Genomic DNA, 26,615 nt, shown 5'->3' with positions numbered 1-26,615 from the left:
ACCGGCGAGACCGCGCCCGCCGCCGTCGCCGCGCCCACCACCGCCGCGTCGAACGGCTGACCCCGGCGCATGGCCGGCCAGCAGGCGTTCTGGATCGACGGCCGCTCCGACCGGGAGCGCGTCCGCTACAGCGGCGTCAGCCACTACTCCGAGCGCGTGTGGGAGAACATCGGCGAGTTCGAGGGGGTGTGGGGTGACATCGCCCCGGTCGCGTTCGCGTGCGCGGCCTGGCGGATCGCCACCCCGCCCCTGACCTCGCCGGGGTTCGTGCGCTGGCACCGGCGGATTTTGTCGGCCTCCTGCGAGCGCAACACCTGGGACGGGTCGCTGACGGCGCGTGTCACGATCGTCTCTCCGCTGCCGGCCGCGCTGACGGTGTCGCGTGACTGGTGGCGCGACCGCGGCTGGCGGGACTGGCCGGAGATCTTCGGCCAGTTCGTCGAGCCCGCCGAGCAGGACCTCGCGAAGGTCCCCTATCTGCGTCCGACCCTGCTCGTGGACGCCCCGGTGCCGCTGGACGACCTGCCCGCCGCGCCGGACGGGCCCGCGCACGACCTGGCCGAGACGGCGCACCGCGCGCTCGCGGTCCTCGTACGGGAGCTGAACGACCTGCTCGCCCCGGTCATCACCCAACTGGAGCAGGGCCTGCGTTGATCGGCACGGTCAGGTGGCCGCGGGCCGCCTGACCGGCAGGGGACAACCCTCACTTCAGCCCTTGACAGTGGCCCTGCACGGCCTCAGTCTGTTGCGCATAGTGCTATGTGTTTCGTGTTGCACAACTAACGCATGCTGACTGATCGAGGGAAAGAGAGACATGGCGCACGAAGTCCGCGGGGTCGTCGCGAGGGGTAAGGGACAGCCGGTCAGCTTGGAGACCGTCGTCGTCCCCGACCCGGGCCCGGGTGAGGCACTCGTGGCCGTGCAGGCCTGCGGGGTGTGCCACACCGACCTGCACTACCGCGAGGGCGGCATCAACGACGACTTCCCGTTCCTCCTCGGGCACGAGGCGGCCGGTGTCGTCGAGGCCGTCGGCGAGGGGGTGACCGACGTCGCCCCCGGCGACTTCGTCATCCTCAACTGGCGCGCGGTCTGCGGCGCCTGCCGCGCCTGCCTGCGCGGACGCCCGCAGTACTGCTTCGCCACCCACAACGCCACGCAGAAGATGACGCTGGCCGACGGCACCCCGCTGTCCCCGGCGCTCGGGATCGGCGCGTTCGCCGACAAGACGCTCGTCGCGGCCGGCCAGTGCACGAAGGTCGACGCGAGCGCGTCGCCGGTCGCGGTCGGCCTGCTCGGCTGCGGGGTCATGGCGGGGCTCGGCGCGGCCATCAACACCGGCGGGGTGACCCGTGGTGACTCGGTCGCCGTCATCGGCTGCGGCGGCGTGGGCGACGCGGCCGTCGCGGGCGCGCACCTGGCCGGCGCGACCACGATCATCGCGGTCGACGTGGACGACACCAAGCTCGAATGGGCCCGGCGTTTCGGCGCCACGCACACCGTGAACTCGCGCGAGACCGACGCGGTGGAGGCGATCCGCGAGCTGACCGGCGGGTTCGGGGCCGACGTCGTGATCGAGGCCGTGGGCCGCCCCGAGACGTACAAGCAGGCGTTCTACGCCCGCGACCTGGCCGGGACCGTCGTGCTGGTCGGCGTGCCGACCCCGGAGATGACGCTGGAACTGCCGCTGCTCGACGTCTTCGGCCGCGGCGGCGCGCTCAAGTCCTCCTGGTACGGCGACTGCCTGCCGAGCCGCGACTTCCCGATGCTCGTCTCCCTCTATCAGCAGGGACGGCTCGACCTGGACGCGTTCGTCACCGAGACGATCGCGCTCGAGGACGTCGAGGCGGCCTTCGAGAAGATGCACCACGGCGAGGTGCTGCGCTCCGTCGTCGTGCTCTGATCGGCTCTCCGCCCTCTGACCGGATTCCCCTGACCTCTCAGATCCGCGACGCGCTACGCAGGACCACTGCGCACGACCACTGCGCATGACCACCAGGAGCCAAAGTGAGCACCACGAGCCTGCCCCCCAGCCTGATGGCCACGCTGCCGGGCGAGCACTACACCGACCCCCAGGTCTTCGCGTCTGAGCAGAAGCGCATCTTCGAGTCGATGTGGTTCTGCGCGGTCCGGGCCGCGGACCTGCCCAAGCCCGGGGCGTTCAGGACCGTCCAGGTCGGCACCGAGAGCATCCTGATCACCCGGGCGCGGGACAACTCGATCCGCGCGTTCTACAACGTCTGCCGCCACCGCGGCGCCCGGATCTGCACCGAGGAGTCCGGCGAGGTGAAGCGGGCCTTCCAGTGCCCGTACCACGCCTGGACGTACGACCTGGAGGGCAAGCTCATCGCGGCCCCCAACCTCACCAAGATGCCCGACCTCGACCGGGTCGAGTACGGCCTCGTCAACGTGGCGGTGCGGGAGTGGCTGGGCTACGTGTGGGTCTGCCTGGCCGACGAGCCGCCCTCGTTCGAGGACACCGTGCTCGGCGAGGTGCGCACGCGTCTCGGCGACGTGGCCTCCCTCGACAACTACGACGTCGCCAACCTGGCGCTCGGCCGCCGGATCGTGTACGACGTGAAGGCGAACTGGAAGCTCATCGTCGAGAACTTCATGGAGTGCTACCACTGCGCGACCATCCACCCCGAGCTGACCGAGGTGCTGCCGGAGTTCGCCGACGGCTACGCGGCGCAGTACTACGTGGGCCACGGCGCGCTGTTCGGCGAGGACATCCAGGGGTTCACGGTCGACGGCTCCGAGGGGCTCGACCGCATTCCGACCATCAGCGAGGACCAGGACCGGCGCTACTACGCGATCACCATCAAGCCGCAGGTGTTCGTCAACATGGTGCCCGACCATGTGATCATCCACCGGATGTTCCCGCTGGCCGTCGACCGCACGGTGGTGGAGTGCGACTGGCTCTACCTGCCGGAGGTCGTGGCCTCGGGCAAGGACATCAGCCGGTCGGTGGAGCTGTTCCACCGGGTCAACGTGCAGGACTTCGACGCCTGCGAGCGCACCCAGCCCTCGATGAGCTCCCGCACGTACGCCAAGGGCGGCGTGCTGGTGCCGAGCGAGCACCATATCGGCCTGTTCCATGATTGGGTTCGTGGCAAGCTCGGCGAGTGAGTTCGGAGGAGATGCGGCGTGACACGTAAGGCCCCTCGGGAGGACGTCGGAGACGAACACCTGGAGATCCGCGCGCCCAAGAATTGGGCGGGCGGGGTCCCGGCGGTCGGCCACGCGCTCGGCACGGCGTACCGGCAGATGGGCGCGGGGCGGACGGTGCTGACCCTGCTGCGGGTGAACCAGAAGTCCGGCTTCGACTGCCCGGGGTGCGCCTGGCCCGAGGGCGACGGCCACCGCAGTCCCGCCGAGTTCTGCGAGAACGGCGCGAAGGCGGTGGCCGAGGAGGCGACGGTCCGCAGGGTCACCCGCGACTTCTTCGCCGAGCACCCGGTGGACGAACTGGCCCGGCGCAGCGACTACTGGCTGGGCCAGCAGGGCCGGCTCACCGAGCCGATGTACAAGCCGGCGGGCTCGGACCACTACGAGCCGATCTCGTGGGAGGACGCCTTCGGCGTCGTCGCGCGCGAACTGCGCGCGCTCGACCACCCCGGCCAGGCCGTCTTCTACACCTCCGGCCGCACCTCCAACGAGGCCGCCTTCGCCTACCAGCTTCTCGTCCGCCGGTTCGGCACCAACAACCTGCCCGACTGCTCCAACATGTGCCACGAGTCGAGCGGCTCGGCGCTGACCGAGACGCTCGGCATCGGCAAGGGGACGGTGCTGCTGGAGGACCTGCACCGAGCCGACCTCGTCTTCGTGGTCGGCCAGAACCCCGGCACCAACCACCCGCGCATGCTCACCGCGCTGGAGCGGGCCAAGCGCAACGGCGCCCGGATCGTGGCGGTCAACCCGCTGCCGGAGGCGGGGCTGATGCGCTTCCGCAACCCGCAGCGGCCCTCCGGTCTCGCGGGCAGTGGGACGGCGCTGTCCGACCGGTTCCTGCAGATCCGGCTGGGCGGCGACCTGGCGCTGTTCCAGGCGCTGTCGCTGCTCCTGCTGGAGGCCGAGGACGCCGCGCCGGGCACGGTGGTGGACCGCGATTTCGTCGAGGCGCACACGCACGGGTTCGACGTCTGGGAGAAGCACGTACGCGGGCTCGACTGGACCGAGGTGCTGGAGGCGACCGGGCTGACCCGCGCGGAGATCGAGGAGACGGCCCGCGACGTGCTGGCCGCCCGTTCTGTCGTGGTCTGCTGGGCGATGGGCCTCACCCAGCACCGCAAGTCGGTCCCGACGATCAGGGAGGTCGTCAATTTCCTGCTGCTGCGCGGCAACGTGGGACGTCCCGGCGCGGGCGTGTGTCCCGTACGCGGGCATTCCAACGTGCAGGGCGACCGGACGATGGGCATCTACGAGAAGCCCAAGCCCGAGTTCCTCGACGCGCTGGAGAAGGAGTTCGGCTTCCCGCCGCCGCGCGAGCACGGCCACGACACCGTGGAGGCCATCCGCGCCATGCGCGACGGGGAGGCAAGGGTGTTCTTCGCCATGGGCGGCAACTTCGTCTCCGCGACCCCGGACACCGCCGCGACCGAGGCCGCCCTGCGCCGCTGCCGGCTCACCGTGCAGGTGTCGACCAAGCTGAACCGGTCGCACGTCGTCTGCGGCGAGCAGGCGCTCATCCTGCCCACGCTCGGCCGCACCGAGCGGGACGTCCAGGCAGGCGGCGAGCAGTTCGTCACGGTCGAGGATTCGATGGGCGCGGTGCACGCCTCGCGCGGGCGGCTTCGCCCGGCGTCGGACGCGCTGCTGTCCGAGGTGGCGATCGTGTGCCGGCTGGCCCGCGAGCTGCTCGGTGACGACCCGCACGTGCCGTGGGCCGAGTTCGAGGCCGGGTACGACGCGATCAGGGAGCGCATCCAGCGGGTGGTGCCCGGGTTCGACGACTTCAACGCGAGAGTGCGCAGGCCGGGCGGCTTCCTCCTGCCGAACGCGCCGCGCGACGAGCGCCGTTTCCCCACGGCCACGGGGAAGGCGAACTTCACGGTCAACCCGCTGGAGGTGCTGCGCGTGCCGCCGGGCCGCCTCCTGCTGCAGACCGTGCGCAGCCACGACCAGTACAACACCACGATCTACGGCCTGAACGACCGCTACCGCGGCATCGCCAACGGGCGGCGGGTGGTGTTCGTGCACCCCGACGACCTGGCCGAGCGCGGTCTCGCCGACGGCGACATGCTCGACCTCATCAGCGAGTGGCCGGACGGCGAGCGCGTGGCCGAGGGGTTCCGCGCCGTCGCCTATCCGACGGCGCGTGGCTGCTGCGCGGCGTACTTCCCGGAGACCAACGTGCTGGTGCCCTTGGACTCGGTGGCGGAGACGTCGAACACGCCCACGTCCAAGAGCGTCGTCGTACGGCTGCGGCGTGCGGCAAGGGAGAGGGGCTAGCCGCCGAGGCGGTGACTGATCTCCTCTGCTCCCTTGACGAGGACGGGGGCGAGCTCCCGTATGCGGCCCTCGCTGAACCGGTAGGCGGGCCCGGACGCGCTGACCGCCGCCACGACCTCTCCGCCGAAGGAGCGGACGGGGGCGGCGAGCGCGTTCAGGCCCACCTCCAGCTCCTCCAGCGTCAGCGCGTAGCCACGCTCGCGCACCTCCGCGAGCTCGCGCTCCAGGTCCTCCACCGAGGTCACCGTGTTCGGCGTGTAGCGCCGCAGGCCGGCGGCGCGCAGCAGGTCCTCGCGGCGCTGCCGGTCCACGTGCGCCAGCAGGACCTTGCCGCTCGACGTCGCGTGCAGGGGCGTGAGCTGACCCACCCAGTTGTAGGCGGTGACGGCGGAGGGGCCGCGCACCTGGTCGAGGTTGACCGCGTAGTGCGAACGCAGGACGGCGATGTTCACCGTCTCGCCGATCTCCTCCGCCAGGCGCTGGCAGACGGGCCTGCTCTGCTGGGTGACGTCCATCCGCATGGAGACGCTGCCGGCGAGGCGGACGAGCCCGAAGCCGAGACGATACTTGCCGCGGTCCTCGGTCTGCTCGACGAGCCCGCGCGCCTCCAGGGCGCCCAGCAGGCGGAACGCGGTCGACTTGTGGACCTCGATCTCGGCGGCGATCTCGGTGACCCCCGCCTCCCCGCGGTCGGCGAGGATCTCCATGATGCTGATCGCCCGGTCCACGGACTGCACGCCGCCGCCGTTGGCCTCGGCCCTGGCGGCGGAAGCGTCGTTGCTCATAGCCGGACTGTAGCGCCTGACGCAAACCCTGAGCTGGGGCGTCGCGGGATTCCCAGGGGATAGGCCCCGTGCCCGGTGCCGATCTTCCCCTCGACTGTCACCAGGCGCGGTTTTGTCGTGTTTTTGGTGCTTGACACCTGCTATATGACGCGTCACGCTTGTTGCGTTAAGTGCATGATGTTGCGGATTGTGCAACAAGTGCCGACACCGGAGGTGGGTATGACGGGCCCGCGCGTCGTCATCATCGGAGCAGGCGTCGTCGGTGCGGCACTCGCCGACGAACTGTCGGCCCGGGGCTGGACGGACGTCACCGTGGTCGACCAGGGCCCGGTGCCCGCGACAGGGGGCTCCTCCTCACACGCCCCGGGACTGGTCTTCCAGATCAACGGGTCGAAGACCATGACCGAGATGGCGCGCTACACGGTCGAGAAGCTCTGCTCGCTCGACCTCGACGGCGAGCCCTGTTTCCTCCAGGTCGGCGGGCTCGAGGTCGCGACCAGCCCGGAACGGCTCGCCGAGTTGCACCGACGGCACGGCTGGGCCACGTCCTGGGGCGTCGAGTCGCGCCTGCTCACCCCCGCCGAGTGCGCCGAGCACCACCCCCTGGTGGACCCCGGCGCCGTGCTGGGTGGCCTGTTCATCCCCACCGACGGCCTCGCCAAGGCCGTACGCGCGGTCGACGCGCAGCTCAGGCGGGCGCGGTCGCGCGGCGTACGGGTGCTGGAGCGGCACGAGGTGCTCGACGTCCGCACCGAGGATGGCCGGGTGGCAGGCGTGGTGACCGACCACGGCGAGATCCCCGCCGACGTCGTGGTCTGCTGCGCCGGCATCTGGGGGCCGAAGGTCGCCGGCATGGTCGGGATGCCGCTGCCGCTGACCCCGCTCGCGCACCAGCTCGCCTGGACCGGCCAGGTGCCCGACCTCGCCGGACACGAGGAGGAGGCGACGCTGCCGATCCTGCGGCACCAGGACGCCGACCTCTACTACCGCCAGCGGTTCGACGGCATCGGCATCGGCTACTACGGCCACCGGCCGATGCCGGTCAGCCCAGAGGACCTGCTGTCCGTGGACGAGGCCGAGGTCATGCCGTCGGTGCTCACGTTCACCCCCGAGGACTTCGAGGACGCCTGGACCGAGACCCGGCGGCTGCTGCCCGGCACCCGCGCGGCGAAGATCGACGAGGGCATCAACGGACTGTTCTCCTTCACTCAGGACCACATGCCCCTCATGGGCGAGTCCCCCGAGGTGAAGGGCTTCTGGGTGGCCGAGGCGGTCTGGGTGACCCACTCCGCGGGCGTCGGCAAGGCGATGGCCGAGTGGCTGGTCGACGGCCACTGCTCGTCGTTTGACTTGCACGAGTGCGACGTCAACCGGTTCGAGCCGCACCAGCTCGCGCCGGACTACGTGCTGGCCCGCGACTGCCAGAACTTCGTCGAGGTCTACGACATCATCCACCCGCTCCAGCCGATGGAGGAGCCGCGGCCGGTGCGCCTCAGCCCCTTCCACACCCGGCAGCGCGAGCTGGACGCCTTCTTCCTGGAGGCCGTCGGCTACGAGCGGCCGCAGTGGTACGGCGCGAACGCCCGCCTGCTTGAGGGCCGCGACATCCCCACGCCCAACGACTGGGCGGCGCGCTACTGGTCGCCGATCGTCGGCGCGGAGGCCCAGGCGTCCCGCGAGTCCGTCGCGCTGTACGACATGACCGCGCTGAAGCGGCTGGAGGTCGCCGGACCCGGCGCCCTCGCCTTCCTCCAGCGGTTGACGACCGGCCAGATGGACAAGTCGGTCGGCTCGGTGACCTACTGCCTGCTGCTCGACGAGGACGGCGGCATCCGCAGCGACGTGACCGTGGCCCGGCTGGGCCGCGACGTGTTCCAGGTCGGTGCCAACGGCAACCTCGACCTCGACTGGTTCCACCGCCACCTGCCCGCGGACGGCTCGGTCATGGTCCGCGACATCACGGCCGGCACCTGCTGCCTGGGCGTCTGGGGGCCCCGCGCCCGCGACCTCGTCCAGCCGCTGACCGACGCCGACTTCTCCAACCAGGGCTTCCGCTACTTCCGGGCGAAGAAGGCGTACATCGGCACCGTGCCGGTCACCGCGCTGCGGCTGTCGTACATCGGCGAGCTGGGCTGGGAGCTCTACACCACCGCCGACCTGGGCGCCAAGCTGTGGGACACGCTCTGGGAGGCCGGTCAGCAGCACGGCATCATCGCCGGCGGGCGCGGCGCCTTCGCCAGCCTGCGGCTGGAGAAGGGCTACCGGTCCTTCGGCACCGACATGACCTTCGAGCACGATCCGTACGAGGCCGGGCTCGGGTTCGCCGTGAAGACGGACAAGGGCGACTTCATCGGCCGCGAGGCGCTGGAACGGCGCAAGGAGAACGTGCGCCGCCGCCTCACCTGCCTGACCATCGACGACCCCACACAGGTGGTCATGGGCAGGGAGCCGGTGTACGACGGCGAGACCAGCGTCGGCTACGTCACCAGCGCGGCCTTCGGCTACACGATCGGCAAGGGCATCGCCTACGCCTGGCTGCCCGCCGGGCTCGCGACGCCCGGACGGACGCTGGAGGTCGGCTACTTCGACCGGCGGGTGACCGCCGTGGTCGCCGAGGAGCCCCTTTTCGACTCCGCCATGGAACGGCTGCGCGGCTGACGTGCCCGAAAGGACTGAATTGAACGACTCTGTGATGGACGCGCCGCTCGCCGAGGCCGACCCGGAGGTCGCGGCGGCGATCGGCGAGGAGACGCGCCGCCAGCGATCCACGCTGGAGATGATCGCCTCGGAGAACTTCGCGCCCGTCTCGGTGATGCAGGCGCAGGGCTCGGTGCTCACCAACAAGTACGCCGAGGGCTACCCCGGCAGGCGTTACTACGGCGGCTGCGAGCACGTCGACGTGATCGAGCGGCTCGCGATCGACCGGGTCAAGGCGCTGTTCGGCGCCGAGGCGGCCAACGTGCAGCCCCACTCGGGGGCGCAGGCCAACGCGGCGGCGATGTCGGCGCTGCTGGAGCCGGGCGACACGATCCTCGGCCTCGACCTCGCGCACGGCGGCCACCTCACCCACGGCATGCGGATCAACTTCTCCGGCCGGCTCTACAACGTCGTGGCCTACCACGTGCGCGAGAGCGACAGCCTCGTGGACATGGACGAGGTCGAGCGGCTCGCCCGCGAGCACCGGCCCAAGCTGATCATCGCGGGCTGGTCGGCCTACCCCCGCCACCTCGACTTCGCCGCCTTCCGGCGCGTCGCCGACGAGGTCGGGGCCTACCTGATGGTGGACATGGCGCACTTCGCCGGGCTGGTCGCGGCGGGGCTGCACCCGTCGCCGGTCCCGCACGCGCACGTCGTCACCACGACCACGCACAAGACGCTCGGCGGGCCCAGGGGCGGCGTGATCCTGTCCACCGAGGACCTCGCCAAGAAGATCAACTCGTCGGTGTTCCCCGGCCAGCAGGGCGGCCCGCTGGAGCACGTCATCGCGGCCAAGGCGGTCGCATTCAAGATCGCGGCGGGCGAGTGGTTCCGCGACCGGCAGCGCCGCACGCTGGAGGGCGCGCGGATCCTCGCCGACCGGCTGCTCGCGCCCGACGCCGCCGAGGCGGGCGTACGGGTGCTGTCCGGCGGGACGGACGTCCACCTGGTGCTGGTGGACCTGCGCGAATCCGAGCTGGACGGCCGGCAGGCCGAGGATCGGCTCCACGAGGCCGGGATCACGGTCAACCGCAACGCGGTACCGTTCGACCCCCGGCCCCCGATGGTCACCTCGGGGCTGCGGATCGGCACCCCGGCCCTGGCCACCCGCGGTTTCGCCCGTTCCGAGTTCGAGGAGGTCTCCGACGTGATCGCCCAGGTGCTGCGTCCCGGCGCGGACCTGACGGCGCTGCGCGCCCGGGTCGAGGCCCTCGCCGCCAAGCACCCCCTCTACCCGGGTCTCGGTGAGGGGCGATGAGCCCCGGAACTCAAGGGCGCAGGACGCCGGGCGCGGATCTGCCCGGCCACCCCGACCGGCTGTGGCGCTCGGCCGAGCCGAAGCGCGCGTACGACGTCGTGATCGTCGGGGGCGGCGGCCACGGCCTGGCCACGGCCTACTACCTGGCCAAGAACCACGGGATCACCGACGTCGCGGTGCTGGAGCGCGGCTGGCTCGCGGGCGGCAACATGGCCCGCAACACCACCATCATCCGGTCGAACTACCTGTGGGACGAGAGCGCGGGCATCTACGAGCACGCGCTGAAGCTGTGGGAGGGGCTGGAGGAGGACCTCGGCTACCCGCTGCTGTTCAGCCAGCGCGGCGTGCTCAACCTGGCGCACAGCCTTCAGGACGTGCGCGACAGCGTGCGCCGGGTCAACGCCAACCGGCTCAACGGCGTGGACGCCGAGTGGCTGACGCCGGAGCAGGTCAAGGAGGTCTGCCCGATCGTCGACATCTCGCCCGACGTGCGTTACCCGGTGCTCGGCGGCACCTACCAGCCCCGGGCCGGCATCGCCAAGCACGACTACGTGGCGTGGGGCTTCGCCAAGGCGGCGGCCGACCTCGGGGTCGACATGATCGAGCACTGCGAGGTGACCGGCCTCGACGTGCGCGACGGCCGGGTGACCGGCGTACAGACCACCCGCGGCCCCATCGCCGCCAAGAAGGTCGCGCTCGCCGCCGCCGGGCACTCCTCGGTCGTCGCCGGGTACGCGGGAGTGTCGCTGCCGCTGCAGAGCCACCCGCTGCAGGCGCTCGTGTCGGAGCTGCTGGAGCCGGTGCACCCCACCGTGGTCATGTCCAACGCGGTCCACGTGTACGTGAGCCAGGCGCACAAGGGCGAACTGGTCATGGGCGCGGGCATCGACGCGGCCAACTCCTACCGCCAGCGCGGCGCGTTCCACATCATCGAGCGGCAGATGTCGGCCGCGCTGGAGCTGTTCCCGGTCTTCGCGCGGGCGCACGTGCTGCGGACCTGGGGCGGCGTGGTGGACGTGACTCCGGACGCCTCGCCCGTCGTCGGCCTCACCCCCGTCGAGGACCTGTACGTCAACTGCGGCTGGGGCACCGGAGGGTTCAAGGCCACCCCGGGCGTCGGCTGGTGCTACGCCCACACCGTGGCCACCGGCGAGCCCCACCCGCTCAACGCCCCCTTCTCGCTCGACCGGTTCACGACCGGCAAGCTCGTCGACGAGCACGGCGCCGCCGCCGTCGCGCATTAACACCGGAGACAGAATGCTGCTGATTCCCTGCCCGTGGTGCGGGCCGCGGGACGAGGCCGAGTTCCACTACGGGGGGCAGGCCCACGTCGCCTATCCGGAGGACCCGGCCGCCCTCTCCGACGAGGAATGGGCCCGCTACCTGTTCTTCCGCGACAATCCCAAGGGCCTGTTCGCGGAGCGGTGGAGCCACACCGCCGGATGCCGCCGCTGGTTCAACGCCGTACGGGACACCGCCACCAACGAGATCCACGCCGTCTACCGGACGGGCGAGCCGCGGCCGGTGATCGCATGACGGCTCAGCCGTACCGTCGCGAGGGTGTGACGGGGAAGACGGTGCGCTTCCGGTTCGACGGCCGCGACTACGAGGGCCTGGAGGGCGACACGCTGGCGTCGGCGCTGCTCGCCAACGGCGTGCGCGCGGTGGCGAGCAGCGTCAAGCTCGGCCGTCCGCGCGGCGTGTACGCCGCGGGCTGCGAGGAGCCGAACGCGCTCGTCCAGATCGAGGAGCCCTTCCCCGAGCCTATGCTCCAGGCGACGACCGTCGAGTTGTACGACGGCCTGGTCGCCACGGGCCTGCCGGGACAGGGCAGGCTGGCCGACCGGCCCGACCCGGCACGCTACGACGCCGTGCACGCGCACTGCGACGTGCTCGTGGTCGGCGCGGGACCGGCCGGCATCGCCGCCGCGGGCGTGGCCGCGCGGGCCGGCGGGCGGGTGATCCTCGCCGACGAACGGCCCGAGCCGGGCGGCAGCCTGCTCGGCACTACCGAGACGCTCGACGGCAGGCCGGGCCGCGAGTGGGCGGCCGAGGAGGTCGCCGCGCTGGCCGCCCTGCCGGAGGTGCGCGTGCTGCGCCGCACCACGGTCGTCGGTCACTACGACGACAACTACGTCGTCGCGGTGGAGCGCCGGACGAACCACCTGGGCGCGGCGGCCCCCGCCGAGATGGCGCGCGAGCGCGTCTGGCGGATCCGGGCAACCCGCGTGGTGCTGGCGACCGGCGGCCACGAGCGGTTCGTCGCCTTCGCCGGCAACGACCTGCCCGGTGTGATGCTGGCCGGCGCGGCCCGCACGTACGCGAACCACTACCGCGTCCTGCCCGGGCGCCGGGCGGTCGTGTTCACCACCGACGACAGCGCGTACGCGGCGGCGCTCGACCTCGCCGACGCCGGGGTCGAGATCGCCGCGATCGCCGACGTACGGCGGGCTCCCGGCGAGGCGTGGGCCGCCCGCTGCGCCGAGCGCGGTATCGAGGTCCTGACCGGCTACGTGGTCACCGCCGCGAAGGGCGAGGGCGAGGTCTCGTCGGTGGAGATCGGCCCGCGCGGCGCGGGCGCGACCCGGGAGGTGGCCGCCGACCTGCTGCTCGTGTCGGGCGGCTGGACGCCGGTGGTGCACCTGTTCAGCCAGGCCGGGGGCACGCTGCGCTACGACGAGGGGCTGGGCGCGTTCACGCCCGGCGAGACCCGCCAGGCGGTGGAGGCCGCCGGGTTCGCGAGGGGTGTCGGGGGCACGGGGGTCCGCACGCTGCGGGCCTGCCTGGAGGACGGCGCCGAGGCGGGCCGCCGCGCGCTGGCCGCCGCCGGGTTCGCCGTGGCGTCCGGCCATCGCCTGCCGGCCGCCGAGGAGGAGCCCACCGCCGCGCCCGCCGAGCACCTGTGGCTCGTGGAGGCCGGCGACTACGGCACCCACTTCGTGGACCTGCAGCGGGACGTCACCGTGGCGGACGTCCTGCGCGCGACCGGCGCGGGGCTCACCTCGGTCGAGCACGTCAAGCGCTACACCACCGCCGGCACGGCCCACGACCAGGGCAAGACGTCCGGGCTGCTGACCAGCGGCGTCGTGGCGCACGCGCTCGGCGTCGACGTCGCCGAACTCGGGACCACGACGTTCCGCGCGCCGTACACGCCGGTCTCGTTCGCCGCGCTGGCGGGCCGCGACCGAGGGCCGCTGCACGACCCGGTGCGCGTCACCGCGATGCACGAGTGGCACGTGGCGCGCGGAGCGCTGTTCGAGAACGCCGGGCAGTGGAAGCGGCCCTGGTACTACCCCCGGCCGGGTGAGGACATGGAGGCCGCCGTGCTGCGCGAGTGCCGGGCGGCGCGCGAGGACGTGGCGGCGATGGACGCCTCCACGCTCGGCAAGATCGACGTGGTCGGCCCCGACGCGGCGGTGTTCCTCGACCGGCTCTACACGAACATGATGAGCACGCTCAAGGTCGGCTCCATCCGCTACGGCGTGATGTGCCGCCCCGACGGCATGGTCTTCGACGACGGCACCGTCATCCGCCTGGCGGACGACCGCTTCCTCGTCACCACGACCACCGGCAACGCGGCGGCCGTGCTCGACTGGATGGAGGAGTGGCTGCAGACCGAGTGGCCGGACCTGCGGGTGCACTGCACGTCGGTCACCGAGCAGTGGGCGACGGTGGCGCTCGTCGGGCCGCGTTCCCGCGCGGTGCTGGCGCGGCTCGCGCCCGGCCTCGCGGTGGGCAACGACAGCTTCCCGTTCATGACGTGGCGGGACACCGAGGTCGCCGGGATCGAGGCGCGGGTCTGCCGGATCAGCTTCTCCGGTGAGCTGGCCTACGAGATCAACGTCTCCTCCTGGTTCGGGCTCGCCCTGTGGGAGGCGGTCATGGCGTCCGGCGAGGTCACGCCGTACGGCACCGAGACCATGCACGTGCTGCGCGCCGAGAAGGGGTTCCCGATCGTCGGCCAGGACACCGACGGCACGGTCACCCCGCAGGACCTCGGCATGGAGTGGATCGTCTCGAAGAAGAAGGCCGACTTCATCGGCAAGCGGTCCTACGCGCGGGCGGACACCTCCAGGCCCGACCGCAAACACCTGGTCGGCCTGCTGCCCGAGGACCCCGGCGTGCTGCTGCCCGAGGGCGCCCACCTCGTGGAGACCTCGGCGCTGCCCGAGCCGCCGGTTCCGACGCTCGGCTTCGTCACCTCCAGCTACCGCAGCGCCGCGCTCGGCCGTACGTTCGCGCTCGCGCTGGTGAGCGGCGGGCGCGAGCGGGTCGGCGAGCGGCTGTACGCGCCGGTCGGAGCGGACCTGGTGCCCGTCACCGTGACCTCCCACGTCCTGTACGACCCGGAAGGAGCGCGCCGCGATGGCTGATTCTGTGGCTGATTCTGTGGCTGAGCCGGCGGTTGGCCGCAGGAGTCCGGCCGCGGCGTTCGCGGCCAGGTTCGAGGCGGCGAGCGCGGGCGGCAGCCTGCGCCTGGCCGAGATCCCCTTCCTGGCCCAGATCAACCTCCGGGTGGACCCCAAGAGCCCGGCGGCGGAGCGCATCGGGACGGCGATCGGCGTGCCGCTGCCGGTGGAGCCCGGCACCACGGCGGGCGGCGGCGACCTGGAGGTGCTGTGGCTCGGGCCCGACGAGTGGCTGGTGGTCGGCCCCGACGGCGCCGCGCGCGACCTCGTGGAGCGGATCGAGGAGGCGGCGGCCGGCGAGCACGTCTCGGTCGTCGACGTGTCGGCCCAGCGCACCACCCTGGTGGTCGGCGGGGAACGGGCGCGGGACGTGCTGGCCCACGGCTGCGCGCTGGACCTGCACCCCCGGGCGTTCGGCCCGGGCCGGTGCGCCCAGACCATGCTGGCCAGGGCGGCAGTCGTCCTGGTCGCCGGTGAGGACGGCTTCCGCCTGCTGGTCCGCTCGTCCTTCGCGGCGTACGTCGCGGAGTGGCTGCTCGACGCGTCCGTCGAGTACGTGGCGGGCGGATAAGCGATTGTTCACGCTGCGCATCGGCCCGTGCGACTCCGCACCTCGCCGGGCCGATGCGCATCGTTGTGCGAGGCTGACGACCGGGCATTTCGGGGCGTGACATACCATCGAGGACGCTCGTGAGGAGGTCCGTCCATACCCCGGTAGGAGATCATGTTCCGCACGCTGATGAAGTCGAAGATCCACCGCGCCACCGTCACGCAGGCCGATCTGCACTACGTCGGCTCGGTGACGATCGACGCGGACCTGATGGCCGAGGCCGACCTCGTCGAGGGTGAGAAGGTCGACATCGTCGACATCGACAACGGCAACCGCCTGTCCACGTACGTCATCGAGGGCCCTGCGGGCTCCGGGGTGATCGGCATCAACGGCGCCGCCGCCCGCCTCATCTCCGTCGGCGACCTCGTGATCATCATCGCGTACGCGCTGGTCACCGAGGAGGAGGTCAAGGCGCTCAAGCCGCGCGTCGTCTTCGTCGACCGCGACAACAAGCCGATCCACGTGGGCTCCGACCCCGCCGCCGTACCCGACGGCATGGGCCTGACCCCCGGCGACCTCACCCCACCCGCCGTGGACTGACCCGCCCGACGGGCAGTCCTGTGAAGCGACGGTGGGACTCCCGCTGAGCCGGGTTTTCCCATTTCAGAGGCAGGCCACTTGCTCTGACGATTCCATCTCTCCCGCGAGGCCGTGCGATCAGCTATTGGATCGCTAGGGCAGGCGCATCATCCTGCTGACGGTCTTCCGTAAGCAGCGGATGCGTGAGACGGCCGAGATCGAACGTGCGGTGCGGGCGATGAAGCGATGTATCGCGGAGGCCCACACGGCGGAGGAGGAGTGAGTGCCATGACCGAGCGCAGGGCGTGGTCCGACAAGCGTGCAGAGATCATGAGCCGGCCTGGCGCTGGGGCCGCCTACGAAGCCGCACGGATCCGTTTCGAGCTCGGCGAGGCTGTCCGGCGGCGGCGCGAAGAACTCGGCCTCACCCAAGCCGAGCTCGCCGAGCGGGCCGGACTCAAGCAGCCGGCGGTGGCGCGCTTCGAGGGAGGGGGCACGATGCCCACGATCCCCATGCTCGAACGCCTCGCCGAAGCGCTGGAACTGCGGCTCAGTGTCCAGCTTGAGCCACTTCCCAAAGCGAGCCGACCTTCGCTCCTGGAAGTCCTGAGGCTTGGCAGCGTGGCTGAATTCCGCCTGCGAGCGCATTCAGAGTGTGAGTGAGACCGCCTGACCGTCTGATCAAGGTCGTGTTCCGGCTACTGCATGCTCACTCCGTGCGGGTGGTCGAACGAGACCGGGCAGGTGAAGATCCACAAGGCGTATCCACGGCCGATCGTGATCTGCGTAGGCTCGGATCGGTTCGGGTGCTCGTGGAACTCGCTCTCAGGCCCGGCGTCCTCCAGAGGCCGCCAGCTCTCCGCTCCGTCCCACTCTCCACTGTCGACCTTCACAAGCAGGTCCATGTCGGCCCCGCAGTCGTCACAGAGCATCGGGTAGGGATCGGTGAGATTCCAGGCCGCGTATCCGCCCACCTTCCAGCCGTCGGCGATCGACAATTCGGAGAAGTAGTCGTATCCGCTGGACTCCTCCCAGGTCCGGATCCGCTCCTCCAGATCACCGGGCAGGAAGTCCGCGTAGGGGTACTCGACGACCTGCTCGGGATGCAGAACGCAGGGCACGGGCAGATAGGTGTCGTACTCCATGACATCGGGCTCGGGCTGTTCGGCGAGCACGTCGGTCACATCGGCCGAACGTCGCCAGCGCAGGACGGGCGAGGGGCAGTAGTGGGGGCCATGGTCGCGCGGACACCACAGGAGCTGGAGGACATCGGCCCCGGGAGGTCCCACCAGGTCGGGCACCTCCCGCATGAAGAGCTGGGCGACGGCCAGCATGGTGGCGGGGGTGTCAGGGTCGGCGTACTCCTTGTCGAGACGGTCGAGTTCGGCTCGTTCCTCAGGTGTGATGGCGAACTGCTCGCCCTTGCGTGTCCGGCCCCAGGCCGCGGAGAGGATGCGCCTGCGGCGCCGCTCTACGTCCAGGCGGGTGAAGTCGCCCCCGTTCTCGTGCGACTCTCCGCACACCGGCCAGGGCTCGTCCGAGGGCCACAGCAGGGGGCCGCCGATCGAACTGTCGTGTACGCCGGGCGTTCCAGGCCGCGGATGAAGGCGGGTGGCCGTCCGGGCGAGCGGCGCGATCTCGGGAAAGACAGCGGCGATGTCGACAGGGCGCGGCGGGGTCGTTCGGGTCATGCCGAAGGAATCTATCGGGCCCCTCCGACAGAGACCGCCTACGCGGAGCAGAGCGACGCCGCGGGCGCCTGAAGGCCGGCCGAGGCCGGGCGGAGCCATGGTGTTCCGCCCGGCCTTGCGGTTGATGGGTTCGGATGGGTGGGGTTATGGGCAGTTGCCGATATCGCTTTCGGCGGAGGCCAGGACGACGTTGGTCTTGGCCAGACCGAGGGCGTTGACCGTGATGTGAACGGCGTTGACGGTCAGGCCCTTGTCGGGGGTGGTGAACGCGGTCTGCTCGTTGAGGACGAGCTTGACGACGCCGACGTTCACCGTGGTGTTGGGTTGGATATTGGTGGGTTCTGCGATGACCACCGTGTTGCCGACCTTGAGAGAGGCGATCGTGGTGGTTCCGGTGGATCCGGCGCAGGTGGTGGTGGAGCTGGATTTGATGGTCTTGACGGTGATCACCGGGATTCCGGTGATCCCGATGGTGGTGTCGTCGATGGAGGCGGTGGCCACGGATTTGCCGGGGAATTCAGTGGTGGCGACCTGGGCGCACAGGGCGTGCGCGCTGATCAGTCCGCTGAGGGTGGCGGTGCAGGGCACCGAGGTGGTGCCGGTCGACGTGGTGGAGATGTCGCCGGTGTCGGGAGTGGGGGCGATGTTGACCAGTTGGATGCCGGCCAGGGAGGCGTCGGCGGTCAGGCCGTAGGCGCGTCCGGTCAGCCGCTGCGGCGTGACCGTGACCTGTTCCTCGCTGCACGGCGAGGTGACGGAGTTGTTGTTGGCGTCGCCGCTGTAGGTGGCGGTCCACCGGTAGGTGCCGGCCGCGCCGATGGTCACGTTGCCGGATGCGGCGGTGCCGCTGCCGGACAAATCGTCGGTGCGGGTGGCGATCGGCGTCGTGCAGTCGGTGTCGCCGGGGGCGTACAGCTGGAATTTGACGCTACCGGTGGGGTGGAACCCGCCGGAGATGGTGGCGGTGTCGGACACGGCGCCACCGGCCGGCACGGAGGCCGACGGGGTGGTGGCGATGCCCGGGGTGGCCTTGACGACCACGACCTCTTCGTCGCCGCAGTCGGAGGTGACCGGGTTGTTGGCGTCGTCGCCGCTGTAGGAGGCCACCCACCGATAGGTTCCCACTCCACCCGCGGCGATGTTCCCGGACGTGGCGGTGCCGCTGCCCGACACCGTCCCGGTACGAGTCTCGATGGGCGTCGCGCAGTCGGTGTCGCCGGGTCCGAACAGCTGGAATTTGACGGTGCCCGTCGGGTGGAACCCACCGGACAGGGTTGCCGTATCCGAGACGTTCCCGCCCGCGGGCACCTGGCCCGACGGCGTTGTGGCGATCGATGGGCTCGCCTTCGGGACGTGTTCACTGATCGTCTCGGTGAAGCCTGGTGACAGGACGCCGTTGAGCAGGAAGTCCACCTTGCAGGTAAGGGTGCTTCCCGGTGCGGCTCCGGCGCCGACGGAGACGGTCTCGGTGAAGGTGGCATCGTCACCGCTGGTCACGGCCCGGCTGCCCGGGGTCAGGGACACCGACAGATTCGAATCGCAGTTGCGCAGCTGGTGGGTGACCGTGACCGGCAGGTTGTGCAGGGCCGCCAGGATGGTGTCGCTGACCTCCGAGGAGTTGAGGCCCGAGAACAGCCGTCCGCCTGTGGCGTTGGTGATCGCGGTCGCCTGCCCGGTCGAGTCCAGCCCGGCCAGGTCGAACGCGAGCACGGTGATGTCGGCTGCCTGCAGGGCGCTGATCGCATTGGCCAGCGTGTGGCCGTTGCTGGGGTCATGGCTGGGGGCGTCCCCGATCAGCAGCACGATTCGAGAGCTGTTCGGCCGGAAGCCGACCGCCCCGGACGCGACCTGGAACAGGCCGTTGATGCCGTCCTCGGGGAGGTCGCCGCCGCCTGACGCGACCAGCGAGTTGAGACCGTTGGTGACGTCGGTCTGGTTGGCGGTGAGGTTCTGCGCCACCCGGAACGGCGTCGCGTCCGCCGTGTCCTTGTACTCGGCGACCGCGAACTGCGCGTCCGGCTGCGCCGAAGCGACGGTGGACAAGATGGTGTTCGCATTCGTCCGCACGTTCGAGATGACCCCGCCCATGCTCCCCGTTGTGTCGATCAGGACCGTGATATCCGGCTTGGGGGGGATCGCCGGAGTGGACACAGTCTTGGCGATCGTCGTCGATCCGCCCGGAGCCAGTTCCAGCGTCACGTTCGCCGGGGTGACACCGGGCGCGGCGAACGCCGTCCCCACCCCGGCCATCAGCATTGCACCGGCCGCCGCCACGCACACGGCGGCCCGTAATCTTCGCGTCGTTCTCACGGTGTCATTCCTTCTGGTGTGGCGTTATGCCACAACGAATTCGGGATTGCTGGCCGTGCAGAATTTCTATGACTGCGCCACCCGGGAGCCCTCTCCTCGTTGGCGCAATCGGATTCCAATTGCATTTGTTGACGACCTCGGTGACATTTTCGGCGCAGCCGTTGATCAGCGAGGGGGTGTGGCCACGGTCATATGGTGACTGGTTAGCCAATAGATGTAAATAGGGCACTCACGGCAAGTTTTCGACTGGCCACAGTCGGCCACCTCCTGCCGATGAGGGGTGTCCGCGAGTAGCGAATCTTTTTCGGATATACCCGATGAAATGCGTGATCGGCGATTTGTCGCAAGGAAAAGAGTGGCCGTTTCCCATCCTCTGGGCCGTCTGAATTGCGGTTATGAGCATCGCCTCGGGGCGATCGACAGCTCCCCGGCCCCCTGTCTGCCGAGTTGAGTAGAGGTGGGCGTCGATGCCTCGCGATGAGGGCGAGTAGGTTATCCGCCACAATCGCCCCCCTTCGTGAGGAGTGTCACTGATGCCCTTCGTCGTCGATCTCACCGACGGGTCCGTCGAGCGGGAGGATCGGTCCGCCGAGACCGGCCACTTCGGCGGGTCGATCCTCGGGCTGCGGCTGCTGACCGAGCGCACCCCCGCCGGGCTCGACCCGTACGATCCCCGGGCCCTGCTGTACGTCGCGGCCGGGATCCTCGGCGGGGTGGCCGCGCCGGGGCTCGCGAAGGCGGTGTTCCTGGCCAAGTCGCCGCTGACCGGGGTGGCGGGGGAGGCCCACGCGCTCGGGCCGTTCGCGGCCGGGATCCGCGGCGCGGGCGCCAAGGCGCTGGCGATCACCGGCCGGGCGCAGCGGTTGTCGTACCTGCTGGTCGAGGACGGCCGGATCAGCGTCCACCCGGCCGAGGAACTGGGTGGCCTCGGCACCGCCGCCACCACGGACGCGCTGCGCGCGCGGCACGGGGAGGGCGCGCACGTCGCCGCCATCGGGCCGGCGGGGGAGAGGCTGGTCCGCTACGCGAGCGTGGTGACCGACTACGCCTACCCCGCGGCCCGATACGGCCTCGGCGCGGTGCTCGGCGCCAAGAACCTCAAGGCGATCGTCTGCGCGGGGGACGCCCCGGCCGCCGTGGCGGACCCGCGCGCCCTGGCGGAGATCGCGGCCTTCTACCGCGCCGCGATGCCCGGCAACGCGCTCGCGGCCTGGCAGCACGCCGACCCGGGGTTCGGCGCCTGGACGGGGGAGCCGCCCGCGCCCGGCTACCTGAGCGTGCGGAACTTCTCCCACACCGGCGACAGCGGGCTGCGGGTTCCGTCCCCGGCCGACTACGACGGGCTCGCGGTGGCCACGAGCGGGAGCTGCCCCGGCTGCCCGACCGACTGCCTCAAGACCTACGCGCCGCTCGGCGTGCCGGAGCGCAGGACCGGAGGGCTCGGCCAGGAGGCGTTCGCGTCCCTGGGCTGGAACCTCGGCATCGACGACACCGGAGCGGTGCTCGCGCTGAACGCCCTGTGCAACGACCTCGGCCTCGACCAGGTCTCCTTCGGCGGCACGGTCGCCTTCGCGATGGAGTGCGCGGCCCGCGGCCTGCTCGCGGAAGGGCCCTCCTTCGGCGATGCGGCGGCGGTGACGGCGCTCGCCCGCGACGTCGCCACCAGGAGCGGCGCGCTCGGCGACCTGCTCGCCGAGGGCTCGGCCCGCGCCGCGGGCAAGCTCGATGCCGAGCCGTACGCGATGACAGTGAAGGGCGCCGAGGTGCCGTGTTTCGACCCGCGGGTGCAGCCGGGCCTCGGGCTGGGCTACGCCGCCGCGCCGGGCGGGCCGCGCTACGACGCGCTGGAGCACGACCTGGACTTCGAACCCGGAGGCGCGCTCGCCTACTGCCTGCCGGAGGCGGCGCGGATCGGCGCCGAGCCCGCGCCGGTCGGCCTGCTCGACGCCGAACGCGGGCGGCGCACGGCGCGCCTGCTGCGCCTGTGGAGCGCCCTCGACGCGTGGAACATCTGCCTGTTCGCCTCCTCGCCGACCAGGCCGCTGACGCTCGACCACCTGACGGCGCTGGTCACGGCCGTCTCCGGGGTCGGGTGCACGCTGGGCGACCTGCTCGCGGCGGGCGCCGCGCGGCTCGACCTGATGCGCGCGTACGCGCTGCGCGAGGGCGGCGGGCCCGACGCGCTGCCGGCCCGGTTGCACGACGAGCCGATCACGGCCGGGCCGTACGCGGGGGCGCGGCTGGCCCGCGAGGACTTCGCGGGAGCGCTCGACGCCTTCCACGCCGAACTCGGCTGGCGCTGACCCCGGCCGAAAGGCTCCTGACGCCGGTCACGCCGGCGGGGCGAAGCGCCGGCGCACCTCCTCTATGTCGACCGCGTAAAGGAAGAGACGGCCGCAGCTCAGGCAGACCGATCCGGCGATGTCGCTCACGTAGCGGCCTCCCCTGCGCAGGTCCATCTCGCTGGAGACGTTCGCGCGCACGCGCTGCCCGTCGCAGTCGGGGCAGGGGGTGACCGGAGGTTCCACCTTCTCGGGCTTGTTCTTCTCGCCTCGTGACCACATGCCGCTTCATTTACCACCTGCGAGGGATCAGCGGGCGCTTGATGCGGAAGACGTCGTGATCGCGGCGCCGCACGGCTCCGTATCCCCCTCTTTAGGGGCACAAGAAAAACGATTGACCAACCTCTTGTCCGGTTTGTGAGGCCGCTGCTATGGTCTGGTCAATCGTTTGACGAGTGCGGCGGACGGGTGGCGTACGAGGCCCGTTCCGATCCCGCCGCACGGCCACCGGGACGCGACCGGGACACAGAACCAAGGGAGACCATCGGGGATGGCAGTCACTATCGACCTGAGCGGGCGCACGGCGCTCGTGACCGGGGGAGCGGGAGGGCTCGGCGTCGCGTGCGCCAGGGCGCTCGCGGACGCCGGCGCGAGCGTGGTGCTGTCCGACCTGGAGGGGCCGCGGCTGGCCGAGGCCGCGGCCGCCGTCGGGGCGGAGGCCCGCGCGGCCGACATCACCGACCCCGGCCAGGCCAGGGCGCTGGTGGACGGCCTCGACCGCGTCGACGTCCTGGTGAACTGCGCCGGCATCATGCGGACGACCCCGCTGCTCGAGGTCGAGGCGGACGAGTGGCGCAGGATCGTCGACGTGAACCTGAACGGCACGTTCTGGCTCACCCAGGCGGCCGGGCGGCGCATGGTGGAGCAGGGGAGCGGGTCGATCGTCACCCTGGCCTCGGTCGCCGCCCGGTCGGGACGGCCGAACGCGGCGCACTACTCGGCCACCAAGACGGCCCTGCTGTCGCTGACGAAGTCGGCGGCGCTCGCGCTCGCCCCGGTGCGCGTCAACGCGGTCTGCCCCGGGGTCATCCTCACCCGCATGTGGGACGAGATCATGGCCGACCGCGACGAGCACTTCGGCCCCGACGCCGGCGCCCGGTATCTCCAGGAGGTGAGCGACCGGTCGCCGCTGCGGCGGCCCGGCCGGCCCGAGGAGATCGCCGCGGCGGTGCTGTTCCTGGCCAGCGACCTCGCCTCGTTCGTCACCGGCCAGGCGCTCAACGTCGACGGCGGACTGGAGATGGACTGACCATGCAGACCTTCAAGCTCCTGCCGGAGCTGTTCGGCGACGCCGGGATGGCGACGATCTTCTCGGCCGAGCGGACCGTGCTCGCCTGGCTGCGGGTCGAGGCCGCCCTGGCGCAGGCGCAGGCCGACGCCGGTGTGATCACCGCCGCCGACGCCGACGCCATCACCGGCGCCTGCGTGCTGGACAACGTCGACGTCGAGCGCCTGTGGCGGGAGGCGGTGAACGTCGGCTACCCGATCCTGCCGCTGGTCCGCATGATCGCCGCGGCGCTGCCCGAGGGGCCGAACGGCCGCGTCCACTACGGCGCGACCACCCAGGACATCATGGACAGCGGCGTGGCTCTGCAGATGGGCGAGGCCCTGGACCGGCTCGCCGCGCTGCTCGGCGCGTTCGGGGACACTCTCGCCCGGCTGGTCGAGGAGCACGCGGCGACCGTGATCGCCGCCCGCACCCACGCCCAGCAGGCCGTGCCCACGACGTTCGGGGCGAAGCTCGCGGTGCTGCTGGCGGAGCTCACCCGTCAGCGCGATCGGGTCAGGGCGGCCGCGCGCCGGGTCCGCGTCGTCTCGCTCTTCGGCGCCGGAGGCACCTCCGCCGCCATGGGCGAGCAGGCGGCCCAGGTCAGGAAGGGCATGGCCGTACGGCTCGGCCTCGCGGCCGCCGCCGTGCCCTGGCACGTGGCCCGTGACGGCATCGCCGAGTTCGGCGTCACCTGCGCGAGCGTCGCGGCCACCGCCGCCCGGTTCGCCCGCGAGGTGGTGGACCTGTCCCGCACCGAGGTCGGCGAGGTGCGCGAGGCGGGCGGGCACCACCGCGGCGCTTCGTCGACGATGCCGCAGAAGGCCAACCCGATCGGCTGCGAGGCCGTCATCGGCATGTCGGGCACGGCCGGAGCGCTCAGCTCGGCCCTGTTCCGGGCGATGGAGGCCGGCCACGAGCGGGCCGCGGGCGAGTGGCAGATCGAGTGGTACGCCGTCCCGCTGCTGGCCGAGCTGGCCGCCGGTGCGCTCGCCACGGCCGCCGAGGTGGCCGAGGGGCTGCGCGTCTTCCCCGACGCCATGCGGGCCAACCTCGACGCGGAGGGCGGGCTCATCATGGCGGAGGCGTACATGATGCGCCTGGCCCCGGCGCTCGGCCGGGAGCGGGCGCACGACCTCGTCTACCAGGCGGCGCAGGAGGCGCGGGCCCGGCGCGGCGCGCTGGTCGACACGCTGCGCGAGGTGGCGGGTCCCGACGACCTGGCCACGCTCGGCGCGCTGCCGCTGCCCCCCGAGTCGTACGTCGGCGACGCCGAGGCGGTCTGCGTGGCCGCGCTCGCGGGATGGCGCGGCGAGGCAACCATGGACCACGACAACGAGGAGTCCGGCGAATGAGCGAGCGACGGCTTGCGGATCTGCTGGCGATGTGGCGCGTGCGCGCCTTCGAGGAGAAGGTGCGGGAGCTGCGCCTCGCGGGTCCGATCGTCGGGTCCGTCCACCTGTGCATCGGGCAGGAGGCGATCCCGGTCGGCGCCTGCGACGTGCTGGAGCCCGAGGACGCGCTGTTCGCGACCTACCGGGGACACGGCTGGGCCCTCGCCAGGGGCGTCCCCGCCGAGCGGATGTTCGCCGAGTTGCTCGGCCGGGAGACCGGCGTCAACGGCGGCAGGGGAGGATCGGCCTACTTCACCGCCGCGGAGTACGGCTTCCACGGGGAGAACTCGATCGTCGGCGCGGGCGCCCCGATCGCCTGCGGCGCGGCGCTGGCCGGCCGCTACGACGGCTCCAACCGGGCCGCGGTCACCGTGTTCGGCGACGGCGCGATGAACCAGGGCGCGGTGCACGAGGCGATGAACTTCGCCGCCGCCTTCTCCCTGCCCGTGGTCTTCGTCTGCGAGAACAACCGCTACTCCGAGCTGACCCCGATCGCCGACATGGTCCGCACGAGCAGGCTCGCCGACCGCGCGGCGGCGTACGGCATGCCGGGCTACCGCATCGACGGCAACGACGTGGAGGCCGTCCGCTTCCACGTGCGCGACGCGCTGGAGGTCGCCAAGGAGAACGGCGGCCCGACGCTGCTGGAGTGCATGACCGAGCGCATCGTCGGTCACTACATCGGTGACGCGGAGAACTATCGCAAGCCGGGCGAGATGGACCGGATCAGGGCGCGGGAGCCGATCGCCCGGCTGCGCGCGGGCCTGCTCGCCGACGGGGTGCCGGCCGACGAGGTCGACGCGGTCGAGGCCCGCGCGAGAGCCGAGATGGAGACCGCCGCCGCGGCGGCGCTGGCCGCGCCGTTCGCCGACCCCGCGACCGCGAGGGAGCACCTCTATGCCTGAGACCCGCAAGCTCAACTACGGCGAGGCCGTCAACGCCGCGCTGCACCGCCTCATGGCGGAGCTGCCCGAGACCCTCGTGTACGGCGAGGACGTCGGCCTCCCCGGAGGCGTGTTCGGCGTCACCCGCGGGCTGCGCAAGCAGTTCGGCGACCGGGCCTTCGACACGCCGATCAGCGAGTCGGCCATCCTGGGCAGCGCCGTGGGCGCGGCGATGATGGGCCGCCGCCCGATCGTCGAGATCATGTGGGCCGACTTCTCGCTGGTGGCGCTCGACCAGATCGTGAACCAGGCGGCCAACGTCCGCTACGTCTCCGGCGGCCGGCTGACGGCGCCGATGACGATCCGCACCCAGCAGGGCAACGCCCCGGGCGCGTGCGCCCAGCACTCGCAGTGCCTGGAGGCGCTGTTCCTGCACGTCCCCGGGCTGCGGGTGTGCATGCCGTCCACGCCGCAGGACGCCTACGACCTGCTCGTGACCGCGGTGCACTGCGACGACCCGGTCCTCGTCATCGAGAACAGGACCCTCTACTTCGGCGCCAAGGAGGAGGTGACGGTCGGCGGCCCGGTCCAGCCCATGGGCGGGGCGCGGGTGCGCCGTCACGGCTCCGACGTCACGGTGGTCGCCTGGGGCGCGATGACCGCGCGGGTGCTCGACGCGGCCGAGGCGCTGGCCGCCGACGGCATCGAGGTGGAGGTGCTGGAGACGCCCTGGCTCAACCCGTTCGACACCGAGGCCGTGCTCGCGAGCGCCGGCCGTACGGGCAGGCTCGCGGTGGTCCACGAGGCCAACGTGACCGGCGGGTTCGGGGCCGAGGTCGTGGCGCGGGTCGCCGGGGCGGGCGTCCCGCTGCTGGCGCCGCCCATCCGGGTGGGGGCGCCCGATGTCCGGATGCCGGCCGCGCCGATCCTGGCGCAGGCGCTGCTGCCGGACGCCGATCGCATCGCGGGGGAGGTGCGAGCGCTCGTCAAGGGCTGAGCGG

At 71.6% G+C, this 26,615-nt stretch carries 21 protein-coding genes; 17 read left to right on the top strand and 4 right to left on the bottom strand.

Annotated elements, in window-relative coordinates:
• Positions 1 to 69: 69 nt before the first annotated feature.
• The 4 genes from Msi02_RS09890 (at position 70) to Msi02_RS09875 (ending at position 5,448) form a co-directional block, all read left to right on the top strand.
• Positions 70 to 654, top strand: coding sequence for a hypothetical protein (locus Msi02_RS09890; protein ID WP_204048065.1), 585 nt, complete (start codon positions 70 to 72; stop codon positions 652 to 654).
• Between the two features lie 160 nt (positions 655 to 814).
• Positions 815 to 1,900 (top strand): S-(hydroxymethyl)mycothiol dehydrogenase, encoded by a 1,086-nt coding sequence (locus tag Msi02_RS09885; protein ID WP_204048064.1) that lies wholly within the window; start codon positions 815 to 817, stop codon positions 1,898 to 1,900.
• Positions 1,901 to 2,034: 134 nt separating this feature from the next.
• Positions 2,035 to 3,126 (top strand): aromatic ring-hydroxylating oxygenase subunit alpha, encoded by a 1,092-nt coding sequence (locus Msi02_RS09880; RefSeq protein ID WP_204048069.1) that lies wholly within the window; start codon positions 2,035 to 2,037, stop codon positions 3,124 to 3,126.
• A gap of 18 nt (positions 3,127 to 3,144) precedes the next feature.
• Entirely contained in the window at positions 3,145 to 5,448 is a 2,304-nt protein-coding gene (locus Msi02_RS09875) for an FdhF/YdeP family oxidoreductase (RefSeq protein WP_204048063.1), read from the top strand.
• Here the strand turns inward: Msi02_RS09875 and Msi02_RS09870 are convergent.
• Positions 5,445 to 6,233 (bottom strand): IclR family transcriptional regulator, encoded by a 789-nt coding sequence (locus tag Msi02_RS09870; RefSeq protein WP_204048062.1) that lies wholly within the window; start codon positions 6,231 to 6,233, stop codon positions 5,445 to 5,447. The two genes, Msi02_RS09875 and Msi02_RS09870, sit on opposite strands and share 4 nt — an antisense overlap.
• A 219-nt stretch (positions 6,234 to 6,452) precedes the next feature.
• Between Msi02_RS09870 and Msi02_RS09865 the strand changes: the two genes are divergently transcribed.
• The 8 genes from Msi02_RS09865 (at position 6,453) to Msi02_RS09830 (ending at position 16,389) form a co-directional block, all read left to right on the top strand.
• Positions 6,453 to 8,891, top strand: a complete 2,439-nt coding sequence (locus Msi02_RS09865) for a GcvT family protein (protein WP_204048061.1) — start codon at positions 6,453 to 6,455, stop codon at positions 8,889 to 8,891.
• A 34-nt stretch (positions 8,892 to 8,925) separates the two neighbouring features.
• On the top strand, positions 8,926 to 10,188 hold the full coding sequence (gene glyA, locus Msi02_RS09860) for a serine hydroxymethyltransferase (RefSeq protein ID WP_204048068.1): 1,263 nt from the start codon (positions 8,926 to 8,928) through the stop codon (positions 10,186 to 10,188).
• Positions 10,185 to 11,432 (top strand): sarcosine oxidase subunit beta family protein, encoded by a 1,248-nt coding sequence (locus tag Msi02_RS09855; RefSeq protein WP_204048060.1) that lies wholly within the window; start codon positions 10,185 to 10,187, stop codon positions 11,430 to 11,432. The genes glyA and Msi02_RS09855 overlap by 4 nt, the downstream gene beginning before the upstream one ends.
• 13 nt (positions 11,433 to 11,445) lie before the next feature.
• The gene (locus Msi02_RS09850) at positions 11,446 to 11,724 is read left to right on the top strand and encodes a sarcosine oxidase subunit delta (RefSeq protein WP_143737718.1); all 279 of its coding nucleotides are present in this window, start codon (positions 11,446 to 11,448) and stop codon (positions 11,722 to 11,724) included.
• Between the two features lie 26 nt (positions 11,725 to 11,750).
• Positions 11,751 to 14,561: a 2Fe-2S iron-sulfur cluster-binding protein gene (locus Msi02_RS09845; protein WP_444543486.1), complete on the top strand. Its 2,811-nt coding sequence runs from the start codon at positions 11,751 to 11,753 to the stop codon at positions 14,559 to 14,561.
• Complete coding sequence (locus Msi02_RS09840; RefSeq protein WP_204048058.1) at positions 14,554 to 15,168, top strand: sarcosine oxidase subunit gamma; 615 nt, start codon at positions 14,554 to 14,556, stop codon at positions 15,166 to 15,168. The genes Msi02_RS09845 and Msi02_RS09840 overlap by 8 nt, the downstream gene beginning before the upstream one ends.
• Before the next feature lie 153 nt (positions 15,169 to 15,321).
• Positions 15,322 to 15,747 carry an aspartate 1-decarboxylase gene (panD, locus tag Msi02_RS09835; protein WP_204048057.1) on the top strand — a complete coding sequence of 142 codons (426 nt, stop codon included), beginning with the start codon at positions 15,322 to 15,324 and terminating at the stop codon, positions 15,745 to 15,747.
• Positions 15,748 to 16,014: 267 nt separating this feature from the next.
• Positions 16,015 to 16,389: a helix-turn-helix domain-containing protein gene (locus tag Msi02_RS09830; RefSeq protein ID WP_204048056.1), complete on the top strand. Its 375-nt coding sequence runs from the start codon at positions 16,015 to 16,017 to the stop codon at positions 16,387 to 16,389.
• A 35-nt stretch (positions 16,390 to 16,424) separates the two neighbouring features.
• Here the strand turns inward: Msi02_RS09830 and Msi02_RS09825 are convergent, their stop codons facing one another.
• Together Msi02_RS09825 and Msi02_RS43895 are read right to left on the bottom strand one after the other, a co-directional pair.
• Positions 16,425 to 17,417 carry a YwqG family protein gene (locus Msi02_RS09825; protein WP_204048055.1) on the bottom strand — a complete coding sequence of 331 codons (993 nt, stop codon included), beginning with the start codon at positions 17,415 to 17,417 and terminating at the stop codon, positions 16,425 to 16,427.
• A gap of 144 nt (positions 17,418 to 17,561) precedes the next feature.
• Entirely contained in the window at positions 17,562 to 19,727 is a 2,166-nt protein-coding gene (locus tag Msi02_RS43895; protein ID WP_204048054.1) for a vWA domain-containing protein, read from the bottom strand.
• A gap of 533 nt (positions 19,728 to 20,260) precedes the next feature.
• Here Msi02_RS43895 and Msi02_RS09815 point away from each other — a divergent pair.
• Positions 20,261 to 22,030 (top strand): aldehyde ferredoxin oxidoreductase C-terminal domain-containing protein, encoded by a 1,770-nt coding sequence (locus Msi02_RS09815; protein WP_204048053.1) that lies wholly within the window; start codon positions 20,261 to 20,263, stop codon positions 22,028 to 22,030.
• 27 nt (positions 22,031 to 22,057) lie between these two features.
• Here Msi02_RS09815 and Msi02_RS09810 read toward each other — a convergent pair whose 3' ends face one another.
• Complete coding sequence (locus Msi02_RS09810) at positions 22,058 to 22,291, bottom strand: hypothetical protein (protein ID WP_204048052.1); 234 nt, start codon at positions 22,289 to 22,291, stop codon at positions 22,058 to 22,060.
• A 268-nt stretch (positions 22,292 to 22,559) separates the two neighbouring features.
• Here Msi02_RS09810 and Msi02_RS09805 point away from each other — a divergent pair, with 268 nt between their 5' ends.
• From Msi02_RS09805 to Msi02_RS09790, 4 genes are read left to right on the top strand one after another with little or no spacing between them, the layout of a single operon-like run.
• On the top strand, positions 22,560 to 23,318 hold the full coding sequence (locus Msi02_RS09805) for an SDR family NAD(P)-dependent oxidoreductase (protein WP_204048051.1): 759 nt from the start codon (positions 22,560 to 22,562) through the stop codon (positions 23,316 to 23,318).
• A gap of 2 nt (positions 23,319 to 23,320) precedes the next feature.
• Positions 23,321 to 24,691 carry a lyase family protein gene (locus Msi02_RS09800; RefSeq protein WP_204048050.1) on the top strand — a complete coding sequence of 457 codons (1,371 nt, stop codon included), beginning with the start codon at positions 23,321 to 23,323 and terminating at the stop codon, positions 24,689 to 24,691.
• The gene (locus Msi02_RS09795; protein WP_204048049.1) at positions 24,688 to 25,635 is read left to right on the top strand and encodes a thiamine pyrophosphate-dependent dehydrogenase E1 component subunit alpha; all 948 of its coding nucleotides are present in this window, start codon (positions 24,688 to 24,690) and stop codon (positions 25,633 to 25,635) included. The genes Msi02_RS09800 and Msi02_RS09795 overlap by 4 nt, the downstream gene beginning before the upstream one ends.
• The gene (locus Msi02_RS09790) at positions 25,628 to 26,611 is read left to right on the top strand and encodes an alpha-ketoacid dehydrogenase subunit beta (RefSeq protein WP_204048048.1); all 984 of its coding nucleotides are present in this window, start codon (positions 25,628 to 25,630) and stop codon (positions 26,609 to 26,611) included. The genes Msi02_RS09795 and Msi02_RS09790 overlap by 8 nt, the downstream gene beginning before the upstream one ends.
• Positions 26,612 to 26,615: the final 4 nt, after the last annotated feature.

It is taken from the genome of Microbispora siamensis (assembly GCF_016863095.1).
In the GTDB taxonomy this organism is placed as follows: Bacteria; Actinomycetota; Actinomycetes; order Streptosporangiales; family Streptosporangiaceae; genus Microbispora; species Microbispora siamensis.
The sequence above is the reverse complement of the archived record's forward strand: the minus strand, read 5'-3'. Positions and strand labels throughout refer to the sequence as shown.